This window comes from Faecalibacterium faecis (assembly GCF_040096475.1).
GTDB lineage: Bacteria > Bacillota > Clostridia > Oscillospirales > Ruminococcaceae > Faecalibacterium > Faecalibacterium taiwanense.
The window spans coordinates 52288-64430 of record NZ_JBBMEP010000011.1; the positions used below are offsets into that span (position 1 = coordinate 52288).

At 55.0% G+C, this 12143-nt stretch carries 10 protein-coding genes; 7 read left to right on the top strand and 3 right to left on the bottom strand.

Annotated features, from left to right (window positions below):
* Window positions 1-2: 2 nt before the first annotated feature.
* The 3 genes from WMO17_RS07260 to WMO17_RS07270 form a co-directional block, all read right to left on the bottom strand.
* Window positions 3-974, bottom strand: coding sequence for a carbohydrate ABC transporter permease (locus WMO17_RS07260; RefSeq protein WP_337680099.1), 972 nt, complete (start codon window positions 972-974; stop codon window positions 3-5).
* Between the two features lie 102 nt (window positions 975-1076).
* Window positions 1077-2513: a twin-arginine translocation signal domain-containing protein gene (locus tag WMO17_RS07265; protein WP_005942293.1), complete on the bottom strand. Its 1437-nt coding sequence runs from the start codon at window positions 2511-2513 to the stop codon at window positions 1077-1079.
* A gap of 85 nt (window positions 2514-2598) precedes the next feature.
* Window positions 2599-3606 (bottom strand): LacI family DNA-binding transcriptional regulator, encoded by a 1008-nt coding sequence (locus tag WMO17_RS07270; RefSeq protein ID WP_154255882.1) that lies wholly within the window; start codon window positions 3604-3606, stop codon window positions 2599-2601.
* 519 nt (window positions 3607-4125) lie between these two features.
* Here WMO17_RS07270 and WMO17_RS07275 point away from each other — a divergent pair.
* The 7 genes from WMO17_RS07275 to WMO17_RS07305 all read left to right on the top strand — a co-directional run bounded on the left by WMO17_RS07275 (window position 4126) and on the right by WMO17_RS07305 (window position 12021).
* A complete protein-coding gene (locus WMO17_RS07275) occupies window positions 4126-6561 on the top strand; it encodes a glycoside hydrolase family 94 protein (protein ID WP_349137792.1) in 2436 nt (811 codons plus the stop codon).
* A 482-nt stretch (window positions 6562-7043) separates the two neighbouring features.
* The gene (locus tag WMO17_RS07280) at window positions 7044-7958 is read left to right on the top strand and encodes a DUF6017 domain-containing protein (protein WP_349137793.1); all 915 of its coding nucleotides are present in this window, start codon (window positions 7044-7046) and stop codon (window positions 7956-7958) included.
* A gap of 100 nt (window positions 7959-8058) precedes the next feature.
* The gene (locus tag WMO17_RS07285; protein WP_349137794.1) at window positions 8059-8529 is read left to right on the top strand and encodes a PcfB family protein; all 471 of its coding nucleotides are present in this window, start codon (window positions 8059-8061) and stop codon (window positions 8527-8529) included.
* A complete protein-coding gene (locus WMO17_RS07290; protein WP_349137795.1) occupies window positions 8526-10334 on the top strand; it encodes a VirD4-like conjugal transfer protein, CD1115 family in 1809 nt (602 codons plus the stop codon). The genes WMO17_RS07285 and WMO17_RS07290 overlap by 4 nt, the downstream gene beginning before the upstream one ends.
* Window positions 10335-10397: 63 nt before the next feature.
* Window positions 10398-10613, top strand: coding sequence for a Maff2 family mobile element protein (locus tag WMO17_RS07295; protein ID WP_005922889.1), 216 nt, complete (start codon window positions 10398-10400; stop codon window positions 10611-10613).
* A gap of 103 nt (window positions 10614-10716) precedes the next feature.
* Window positions 10717-11580 carry a VirB6/TrbL-like conjugal transfer protein, CD1112 family gene (locus WMO17_RS07300; RefSeq protein WP_005927770.1) on the top strand — a complete coding sequence of 288 codons (864 nt, stop codon included), beginning with the start codon at window positions 10717-10719 and terminating at the stop codon, window positions 11578-11580.
* A gap of 15 nt (window positions 11581-11595) precedes the next feature.
* The gene (locus WMO17_RS07305; RefSeq protein WP_008982752.1) at window positions 11596-12021 is read left to right on the top strand and encodes a PrgI family protein; all 426 of its coding nucleotides are present in this window, start codon (window positions 11596-11598) and stop codon (window positions 12019-12021) included.
* Window positions 12022-12143: the final 122 nt, after the last annotated feature.

Consider the following 12143-nt stretch of genomic DNA (forward strand, 5'->3'; position numbering starts at 1 on the left):
AATCATTTCCCTCCTTTTGCTGCCTTTTTGGCGGCGTTCAGTTCTTTGCGCTGGGCGCGGGTCAGGCCGTCATCCTCCTTGGTAAGGGAGAAGTAGACCACAACGCACAGCACTGCGCACACGAGGAACAGCACCACCGAGACTGCACCGGCCATGCCGTAGTTCTTGCTGAACAGGTGGTTGTTCAAGTACATGATCATGGTGGTGGAGGTGCGGTCCGGACCGCCCTTGCCGTTGGTCAAAATCTGCGGCACATCGAACATCTGCAGGCCGCCGATCATGGAGGTGATCATGACGTAAACAAGGATGGGACGGATCAGCGGAATGGTGATCTTCCAGAACATCTGGTTCGGGGTGCAGCCGTCCAGTTCAGCCGCTTCGTACAGGGTGGGATCCACGCCCATGATCGCAGCCATCAGCATGATGGTGGTGTTGCCGAACCACATCAGGAAGTTCATCAGGCCGATCAGCCCGCGGTTGCCCCACACGGTGTTCAGAAAGCTGATGGGTGCATCAATCCAGCCCATGCTCTGCAGCACGGCGTTCACCGGGCCGTTGTCCGAGAACAGCGCGAAGAACAGCATTGCAAAGGCGGAGGCCATAATCAGGTTGGGCATGTAGATGACCGTCTTGAAGAAGGTCTGGCCCTTCAACTTCAGGCGCAGATCGGTGAACCATGCTGCCAGCAACAGGGAAATGGCGATCTGCGGGATAAAGCCGATGATCCACAGGATCAGCGTGTTGCCAAAGTACTTGGGCAGATCGGTGGCGAACAGGGTAATGTAGTTTTTCAGGCCCACAAAGCTGGGGCCGATGATCTTCAGGCCGCTGCGGTAATATTCAAAAAAGCTGTAGTAAATGGTGGATGCCAGAGGGATCAGCTGGAATACCGCGAAGATGATGAAGAACGGCGCAATGAAGATGTAGCCCCATTTCGCGTAGCTGATCGACCCTTTCTTTTTCTTTTCTCCCATAGGATCGCCTCCTGATAAATTTGCGGAAAGAACAGGGGCGGGCGGGAACAGCGTCCGGCCCGCCCCTGCGTATTCACTTTTCCGTTTTAGGGTCGGCTGCTATTATGCGGGCCACACCACGTCGGTCAGCTCAGGATACTTCTCCTTGATAGCGGTCTCGAAGTTTGCCTTTGCGGTATCTTCGTCCACGTTGCCGGTAAAGTAATCCTTGAATGCATTCTGGAAGCTCTCATTCAGGCCCTGATCGTACGGACCGGCGTTGGACATATCGATCTTGGCTGCAGCCTCTGCAAACAGAGCGATGTGGTTCTGGCCGCCCAGGAAAGCGGAGCTGTAATCGCTGTTTGCGATCTCGTTCATAGCCTTCTCGTTGTTGGTGTAGTCCTGCGTATCCATGGTGATCTGCTTCATGATAGCTTCATCGCAGGTCAGCTTCTGCATAACATCCTTAATGGTCTCGATGTTGTCGCTGCCGGCTGCGCCGCAGATCCAGGTGCCGCCCCAGTAGTAGGGCTGAGGGCCTTCGCACACAGCGTAATCGCCGTAGATACCGTTGCCAACTTCTTCCTTGCCGCCCTCAGCGACAGGAGTCTCCAGAGAGTTGCCCAGCAGGGTGAAGTTGATGCCCCAAGTGGAGTAGAAGAAGCCGAACACCTTACCGGTGGGACCCTGATCGGCTGCCCACTGGCTGTCCCACAGGCTGGACTTGTTGTTATAGCCCTTATCGGTGTACTCCTTGGTCTGATCGACCCACTTCATAATGTTCTCATCAACGGTAACGGTAGTGCCGGTGACCCACGGAGCTGCCACATTGTTGGAGAAGGTGCGGTATGCATCATCAAAGCCGGACAGCATCTTGTAGCCCTTGGCAGCTGCCTGTGCAGCTACATCATTGAACTTATCCCAGTCGGACAGGTAGGTCTGCACTTCGGCGGGATCATCGGTGCCCAGAACATCCTTGGCAATGCTGCGGCGGTATGCAAACAGACCGGGAGTTGCCTGCCAGGTGGTGCCGCGCTGGCTGCCGTCCACACTAACGATGTCCTTGGTGTACTGGTACTGGCCAGCCAGATCGTCATCGGTCAGGCCAATGTCCGCCTTGACATCCAGAACGTAATCGGAATCCACATACTTCAGAGCATAGTCAGCCTCGATCAGGAAGATGTCGATCTTGTCGTCATCAGCAGCGCTGTCCTGACTCAGCAGGGCTTCGTCCAGCTTGTTCTGATAGTTGTTGTTCTCGTTGGCATTGATGGTCCACTTCACAACGGTGCCATCCTTCAGGGTGGTGGTGGACTTGTCGGCTGCGATCTCGGAAACTTCCGGATAGTAGTCGTTGAAGCGGCTCTGGAACTCATCATTCCAGCACCAGATGTTCAGCACCTTGCCCTGTGCTGCGGGAGCAGCGGAAGCAGCAGAGGAAGCCGGAGCAGAAGAAGCGGTGCTGGTGGAAGAAGAACCACCACAGGCAGCCAGAGCTGCACCAATGGTCACGGCACCGGAAGCGAGCAGGAAATTACGGCGAGAGATCTTTTTCATAAGGGTAAACCTCCTTCATGGTTTTCCATTATTTACAAAAGTGTTCTTCATAAAAGGTTCCGTAGCAAGAGCCTTTGGAGACATATTAAAGAATGCTGACCGACCCGCCGTCCAGCAATTTGCCGGAAACGCGGATCTGTTCGGGCAGGGTCACTCTTGGATGCTCGATCAGCTCAATGAGCTTGTCGGCGGCGGTGCGTCCCAGCGCGGTGGTGTTCTGCTGGTAGGTCACCAGCTGAGGCTTGACCACCCGCGAGAGGTAGATGCCGTCGTAGCCCATCACCGAAACATCCTCCGGGATCGAAAGGCCCGCTTCGCTGATGGCGTTGTAGCCGCCCAGCGCGGAGAAATCGTCCGGGAAGATGATGCAGGTGGGCGGTTGCGGAAGCTCCAGCAACGCTTTGGTCTCGGCGGCACAGCGGTCAGCATCATGGTAGATGCCCTCCCGCACATAAGCTTCCGGGATCTTCAGGCCAAGCTCTTCGCAGGCCTGATAGAAACCTGCAACGCGGTTCTCGGTAACGGCGGTCTTTTCGCCGTGGATAAAGGCGATGCGGCGGTGGCCGCAGGCCCATGCCTGCCGCACCAGCGCCTTCAGGCCAAAAACGTTATCCGAGAGGATCGCCATGCGGTTATTGAACACATGATCGATCGTGACCACCGGCACCTCGCTGTTCACCAGCTCCACCACCTGCGGCTCGTAGAAGTTCACGCAGGCGATCACCACACCGTCCACATTGCGGTAGCGGCAGTGCTCAAGGTAGCTCATGCTCTTGCCGCTGATATTGTGGTTGATAAAGGTGATGTCGTAGCCGTGTTTCTCGGCTTCCACCTTGAAGCTGTCCAGCACGGCGGAAAAGTATTCGTGGGTCAGGCCGCTCTGCCGTTCATCCACGAACAGAACGCCCAGATTGTAAGTACGGTTTGTTTTCAAGGAACGGGCGGCAGCATTGGGCAGGTAGCCCATACGGTGCGCTGCGGCCCGCACCCGTTCTCGTGTGGCAGGCGAGATATCCGGCTGGTCGTTCAGCGCCTTGCTGACCGTTGCCACCGATACGCCGCATTCCTTTGCCAGATCTTTCAGGGACGGCATCGCTCGTTTGCCTCCTTCCGAAGAACGTTTTACGGGGGATGTTCTCCGTCAAGTCCTTAATCGTTTTCGCAATTTCATGATAGCGTATTTTGTACGAAAAATCAAGCTCAAAAGAATAACTTTCATTGCTTTTGGCTCAATTTTGGCGTTTTGTTCGTTTCTGAAGAACCGAAATTGTGCATCTTGGATGGGTTTCGTTACATTTCGGTTAAAATCAAAAGATTTTCGTTGCGGTTTCGTTACGATTTTCGCCGTATATAATATTACCTATAAATTGTGTTTCAGCGTTTTCGCTTACAGGAAGCACAAAAAGCGTGCTTGAAATAAATTTTCTGAAAATCATGAAAACATACGTATTTATGAAAGATACTTTCAGAATTTTTTTAGAAAATCCTCTTGCTTTTTTGGCCTGCTTGGGCTATGCTAGAAGCAAAGAGAATGCTTTGATCGTCTGACTTAATCGTTTTCGCAAAAGCGATGCCGCCGGGGCTGCCGGCAGCTGATAAGGAGGAAGCATTTATGAAATTCGGCCATTTTGATGACGCACGCAAAGAATATGTCATCACCACCCCGCAAACGCCCCTGCCCTGGATCAACTACCTTGGCAGCGAGGATTTCTTCAGTCTTGTCTCAAATACGGCGGGCGGCTACAGCTTTTACCGCGATGCGCGGATGCGCCGCCTGACCCGCTACCGCTATAACAGCTCCCCGCTGGATATGGACGGCCACCACATTTACATCAAGGATGGCGATACCGTCTGGAACCCCGGCTGGCAGCCCACCAAGACAGAGCTGGACAGCTACGCCTGCCGCCACGGTCTGGGCTATACCATTCTGGAGGGTGAGAAGAACGGTGTTTCCGCTGCGCAGGAGCTGTTCGTGCCCACCGGCGATGCCTGTGAGCTGGACCGCCTGACTTTGAAAAATAAGACGGATGCCGTAAAAGAGCTGGATGTGTTCAGCTATGTGGAGTTCTGCCTGTGGGATGCCATTGACGACAGCTCCAACTTCCAGCGCAACTTCTCCACCGGCGAGGTGGAGGTGGAGCCGGCCATCATCTACCATAAGACGGAATACCGTGAGCGCCGCAATCACTATGCGGTATTCTGGAGCAATACGCCCGTTACCAGCTTTGATACCACCCGCGATGCCTTCTGCGGTGTGTATGGCGGCCCTGCAGACCCGCAGGCCGTCCGCGCCGGGCACTGCTCCGGCAGCATTGCCCACGGCTGGGCACCGGTGGGCGCGCTGCACATCCATGTCACCCTTGCACCGGGCGAGGAAAAGAAGATCCTCTTCGGTCTGGGCTACATCGAGAACCCACAGGAAGAAAAGTTCACGGCTCCCGGTGTTATCAACAAGGAGCGTGCCCATGCCATGATCGCACGCTATGCCACCGATGCACAGGTGGACGCGGCCCGCAAGGCGCTGGCCGACCACTGGGAAGCTCTGCTCTCCACCTACCATCTGGAATCCGGCGAGGAAAAGCTGGACCGTATGGTGAACATCTGGCACCAGTATCAGTGTATGGTCACCTTCAATATGAGCCGCTCGGCCAGCTACTTTGAAAGCGGGACCGGCCGCGGCATGGGCTTCCGCGACAGCTGTCAGGATCTGCTGGGCTTTGTACACATCATTCCGTCCCGCGCACGGGAGCGCATTCTGGATATCGCCGCCACCCAGTTTGAGGATGGCAGCGCCTACCACCAGTACCAGCCCCTGACCAAGAAAGGCAACCGCGATATCGGCACCGGCTTCAACGATGACCCGCTGTGGCTCATTGCCGGCACTGCCGCCTATCTGCGCGAGACCGGCGACTGGTCTATTCTGGACGAGCAGGTGCCCTTTGATAATGATGCCAGCAAGGCACAGAGCCTGATGGAGCATCTGCGCCGCAGCTTCAACTTTACCGTCACCCACCTTGGCCCCCACGGCCTGCCGCTCATTGGCCGCGCCGACTGGAACGACTGCCTGAACCTGAACTGTTTCTCGGAGCACCCGGGCGAGAGCTTTCAGATTACCGGTCCCAGCGAAGGCCCTGTGGCCGAAAGCGTGTTCATTGCGGGCATGTTCGTCAAGTACGGCCACGAGTACGCCGAACTGTGCGACCACCTGAACCTTGCCGATGAAGCCGCTGCGGCCCGCAAGGCCGTGGACGGCGTGGAACAGGCGGCCCTGACCTCTGGCTGGGACGGCGCATGGTTCCGCCGCGCCTACGATGCTTTTGGCAAGCCTGTTGGCAGCAAGGAGTGCACCGAGGGACAGATCTTCATTGAGCCGCAGGGCATGTGCGTCATGGCTGGCATTGGCAAGGAGACCGGTCAGGCCGCGCAGGCATTGAAGAGCGTAGAGGAACGGCTGGATACCAAGTACGGTGTGGTTCTGCACCAACCTGCATACACCAGTTATCAGCTCAATCTGGGCGAAATTTCCAGCTATCCTCCGGGATACAAGGAGAACGCCGGTATCTTCTGCCACAACAATCCGTGGATCAGCTGTGCCGAAGCCGTTCTGGGGCATGGCGACCGGGCCTTTGAGGTGTACCGCAAGACATGCCCGGCCTACATCGAGGATATTTCCGAGATCCACCGCACCGAACCCTATGTTTACAGCCAGATGGTGGCCGGTAAGGATGCCCCCACATTTGGCGAAGCAAAGAACAGCTGGCTGACCGGCACTGCCGCATGGACCTTCTTCAATGTGAGCCAGTATATCCTTGGCATCCAGCCCACGCTGGACGGCCTGAAGGTAGACCCCTGTATCCCACACACGCTGGGCGGCTTCACCGTTACCCGCCGCTACCGGGGCGCAACCTATCACATTGCAGTGGATAATACCGCTGCAGTCCAGTACGGTGTGAAGAGCGTCGCTGTGGATGGCAAGCCCATTGAGGGCAGCCTGCTGCCGCTGGCACCAGAAGGTGCTGTGGTAGAGGTGCAGGTGACCATGGGATAACCTTTACTGCATTCGTTCAATTTTCCGAAGAATACAAAAAATCCGAACCCTTCTCCTATCGAGAAAAGGTTCGGATTTTCTATTTTAGCGGCAGGCCTCCCGATAGACATTCCTACAGGTTGGGAACCGCGGGCTAAGCAACAGCCCACCGGGCTGATTGCTTACGGCGCTGCGCGCCGCCGCCCTGTTTAAGTCCTCTTCCGCACCAAGAAAAACCAGTACACATTGTGTACTGGTTTTTCTTGGTGCGAGTAGTGATACAGAACTTTTTGAAAACAATCGTAGTACAATTTGTTTTTGAGGTCATCGGATAGCAACTTGCTTGTATCGCACCCCGATGGGCAGCTGTATTGAAAAAACAGTTGCCTTTTATATACTACACAACCTAAAAATTATCAAGTACGCGCAGCGTTCACTTCTCCCATCACCGGGAGCAAATGAACGCTGCTTTTTTGTTTACAACGAAAGGAGGTATCCGTGAAATGGCAGTTTTTCGTGTAGAAAAGAACAGCGGCTACACGGTCATGTCAAACCACCACCTGCGGAACCGGGCCTTGTCCCTGAAAGCCAAGGGCTTACTCTCCCAAATGCTCTCCCTGCCGGAAGATTGGGACTACACCCTGCAAGGGCTGGCCCGTATCAACCGGGAAAGCATAGACGCGATACGGCAGGCTATCCGGGAACTGGAACAGGCAGGCTACATCCAGCGTTCCAGAGAACGGGACGAGAAAGGACGGCTGCGCGGTGCAGACTATGTGATCTTCGAGCTGCCGCAGCCCGTTCCTGCATCGGTTTCACCTACATTGGAAAATCCAACGTTGGAGAATCCCACGCAGGAAAACCCTACGTTGGAAAATCCAATGCAATTAAATAAAGATAAACTAATTACAGAAAAACAAAAGAAAGAGGGATTAAATACCGATTCCATTCCTATCCATTCCCCAACCCCCTTGCCTTTGGACGAGGACGAGACAGCGGCACCGCCGCCGGAGCGAACCGGAAGCCGAAAGGAAGCGGCCTATCAAATCTACCGGGACCTGATTTTGGAGAACATCGAGTATGACACCCTCACCCAGAACCCCCGGATAGACCGGGAACAGCTGGACGAGATCGTGGACATCCTGCTGGAAACGGTCTGCACTTCCCGCAAGTCCATCCGGGTGGCCGGGGACGATTACCCGGCAGAGTTGGTCAAGGCGAAATTCTTGAAGCTGGACAGCCATCACATCGAGTTCGTCATGGACTGCCTGCGAGACAACACCACCAAAGTCCGCAACATCAAGCAATACCTGCGGGCCATGCTGTTCAACGCCCCCAGCACCATCAACAGCTACTATGCGTCCCTTGTGGCGCACGATATGGCGCAGCCCGATTGGGGCCGTCCGCCCAACACCTGACCGAAAGGAGCGTCTACCCATGAGAACCATTTACCTGCGGCGACTGGTGGTTCCACCCTAGCCGCCGCTTTTCCGACTACTTCCCAAGGAGGGATGCTGAATGCAGGAAGAAGTCACCCAGAAAATCATTGCCCTGTCCATGAAAACGGGCAAGCTCACCACCCAAGCGTTGCAAGCCGCGCTGAAAAAATATTTACAGCACCGGGTCAAGGGGCCAAAACTGCATCACGGCAAGCAAAGCCTGAAACAGCTGAAAGCCCACGGTGCATCCCTGACCAACATTGAAGTCACGGAGGCGAACATCGGGGCGTTTAAGCCCTGCGCCAAGAAGTACGGCGTGGACTTTACCTTACGCAAGGATAAAACCACCCAGCCGCCCCATTACATCGTGATCTTCAAGGCCAAGGATGCGGACAATTTGGAACAGGCGTTCCGGGAGTTCACGGCCAAAACGCTCTCCAAGGAGCAACGGCCCTCCATCCGCAAAGTGCTGACCGCAGCCAAGCAGAAAGCGGCCCAGCAGCCGAAACGTGCGAAGGAAAAAATCAAGCAAAGGGGGTTGGAACGATGAAGCCTGAACTGAAAAAGCTGCTGTTGCTGAATCTGCCGTATCTGCTGTTCGTGTACCTGTTCGCCAAATGCGGGCAGGCGTACCGTCTGGCTGCGGGCGCGGATGCTTCGGCAAAGCTACTCCACCTGACGAACGGCATCTCTGCTGCCTTTGCAAACCCGCTGCCCAGCCTGCATCCGTTTGACCTCTGCGTAGGCCTTGCCGGGGCGGTGGCTGTCCGGCTCATCGTGTACAGCAAGGGCAAGAACGCCAAGAAGTACCGCAAGGGTGAGGAATACGGTTCTGCCCGGTGGGGCACCGCCAAAGACATTGCCCCGTACATCGACCCCAAGTTTGAAAACAACATCCTGCTGACCCAGACCGAACGCCTGACCATGACCGGGCGGCCCAAAGACCCCAAGACGGCCCGGAACAAGAATGTGCTGGTAATCGGCGGCTCCGGCAGTGGCAAGACGCGGTTTTACGTCAAGCCCAACCTCATGCAATGCTTTCCCACTTCCGACTATCCCACCTCATTCGTGGTCACAGACCCGAAAGGCACACTGGTTCTCGAAACAGGCCAAATGTTCCAGCGGGCAGGCTATCGTGTAAAAATCCTGAACACGATAAACTTTTCCAAGTCCATGAAGTACAACCCGTTTGTTTACATCCACTCGGAAAAGGATGTGCTGAAGCTGGTGAACACCCTGATTGCCAACACCAAGGGCGAAGGTGAAAAATCGGCGGAAGATTTTTGGGTGAAGTCGGAACGGCTGTTCTACACGGCTCTGATTGGCTACATCTGGTACGAGGCCCCGGCAAAAGAAATGAACTTCACCACCCTGCTGGAAATGATAAATGCCAGTGAAGCCCGCGAGGACGACCCGGAGTTTCAAAGCCCGGTGGACCTCATGTTTGAACGGCTGGAACAGAAAGACCCGGATCACTTCGCCGTCCGGCAGTACAAAAAGTTTTTGCTGTCGGCGGGCAAGACCCGTTCCTCCATCCTGATAAGCTGCGGTGCCCGTTTAGCCCCATTTGACATCCGGGAGGTGCGGGAGCTGATGGAGGACGATGAAATGGAACTGGACACCATTGGGGATGAAAAGACCGTGCTGTTTTTGATTATGAGCGACACGGACACCACGTTCAACTTCATTCTCGCCATGCTCCAAAGCCAGCTTATCAATCTGCTGTGTGACCGTGCGGATGATAAATACGGTGGTCGGCTGCCTGTCCATGTACGGCTGATTCTGGACGAGTTCGCCAACATCGGGCAGATTCCCAACTTCGACAAGCTGATCGCCACCATCCGCAGCCGGGAAATCTCGGCATCCATCATTTTGCAGAGCCAGTCGCAGCTGAAAGCCATCTACAAAGATGCGGCCGAAATCATTTCAGACAACTGCGATTCTGTTCTCTTTTTGAGTGGGCGGGGCAAGAATGCCAAAGAGATCTCCGATGCGCTGGGGAAAGAGACCATCGACAGTTTCAACACCAGCGAGAACCGGGGTTCTCAAACCTCCCACGGACTGAACTATCAAAAATTAGGAAAGGCGTTGATGTCAGAGGACGAAATTGCAATCATGGACGGCGGCAGGTGCATCTTGCAACTGCGTGGCGTGAGACCGTTCTTCTCGGAGAAGTTCGACATCACCAAGCACCCGCACTACAAATACCTTGCGGACGCGGACAAGAAAAACACCTTTGATGTGGACAGGTTCTTATCCACCCTGCGCCGGAAACGGCAGCAGGTAGTCGCACAGGACGAAAGTTTTGACCTGTACGAAATCGACCTGTCGGATGAAGATGCAACCGCCGAATGAGGCGGTATTTTTTTGAAAAAATTTTTGAGTGCCGCAGAACAAGCGGCAGAAAGTGAGGACCTTATGGAATTTTTCAACAGCGCAGTCGATACTTTGCAGACGATCGTGGTCGGTCTGGGCGGTGCCCTGTGTGTCTGGGGCGGCATCAACCTGTTGGAGGGTTATGGACAGGATAACCCCGGCAGCAAGAGCCAGGGCGTGAAGCAGCTGGTCGCGGGCGGCGGCGTTGCCCTGATCGGCGTGACCCTTGTCCCGCTGCTGTCCGGGCTGCTGGGCTAAGTCCTGTATTGCTGCCCACAATTTTCCGAACGACTAATACTTAAAATCCTACTCCGCGCTCTCCCGGCGATATGGGAGGGCGCGGGAAAGGAGGTATCTTTGCTTGATTAGTGAGATCATCGAGAAATGGATAAAAGGCATTTTGATAGATGGCATCACGGGCAACCTCTCCGGCCTGTTCGATAACGTGAACGCCAAGGTGGGCGAAATCGCTTCGGACGTTGGTTCTACCCCGCAGGCATGGAACAGCGGCATTTTCAATATGCTGCGCAGTCTGTCCGAAACGGTAGTGCTGCCCATTGCAGCGGCCATCCTTGCCCTTGTGATGTGCCATGAGCTTATCCAGATGATTACCGAAAAGAACAATATGCACGACTTCGACACCTCCATGTTCTTCCGCTGGATTTTCAAGTCTGCTTTTGCCATCCTCATTGTCAGCAACACATGGAACATCGTCATGGGCGTGTTCGATGCCACCCAGAGCGTTGTTAACCAAAGTTCCGGCGTGATCATCGGCGAAACATCCATCCACTTTGACCGCCTGATACCCGGACTGGAATTTCAACTAGAAAGCATGACCATCGGTAGTCTGCTCAGCCTGTGGTTCCAGACCCTTGTGGTGGGCCTGACCATGAACATCCTGTCTATCTGTATTTTCCTTGTGACCTACGGCCGCATGATCGAGATTTATGTTGTGACCGCACTGGGGCCTATCCCGCTGGCGACCATGGGCAGCAGCGAGTGGCGCAGCACCGGGCAGAACTACTTGAAGTCTTTGCTGGCGCTGGGTTTCCAAGCGTTCCTGATTATGATTGTCGTTGGCATCTATGCGGTGCTGATACGCAACATTTCAGGCGCAGCGGACATTGCCGGGGCCATCTGGGGCTGCATGGGCTATACCGTGCTGCTCTGCTTTTGTCTGTTCAAGACCGGCAGCATCAGCAAGTCGGTGTTCGGTGCCCATTGAGAAAGGAGCGTTTGAATGGCGTATGTGACTGTTCCCAAAGATTTGACCCATGTAAAATCCAAAGTCTTATTCGGGCTGACCAAGCGGCAGCTGGTCTGCTTCGGCGGTGCGCTCCTCACGGGCGGACCGCTTTATTTTTTGGCCCGGAACTATCTTTCCAACAGTGCAGCGGCCCTGCTGATGATTTTTGCCATGCTGCCGGGGCTGCTGTTCGCTCTGTTCGAGCGGCACGGCCAGCCCCTTGAAGTAGTGATTCAGCAAATGATTCAGTGCTGCTTTATCCGTCCCAAGGAAAGGCCCTATCAGACCAACAATGCTTACGCCGCCCTTGTGCGGCAATACCAAATGGAACAGGAGGTAAAGGCCATTGTCCAGAAAAACGATACCCCGCGAAACCGAAAAGCCCAAAAAGCTCACCCGCGCCCAGAAAAAAGAAATTGATGCCGTTATCCGCAAGTACAAGGGCGACGGCAAGCCCCGCACGGCACAGGCCACCATCCCGTATGAGGCCATCTACCCGGACGGTGTGTGCCGCATTGACCGACGCACGTTCTCCAAGTGCA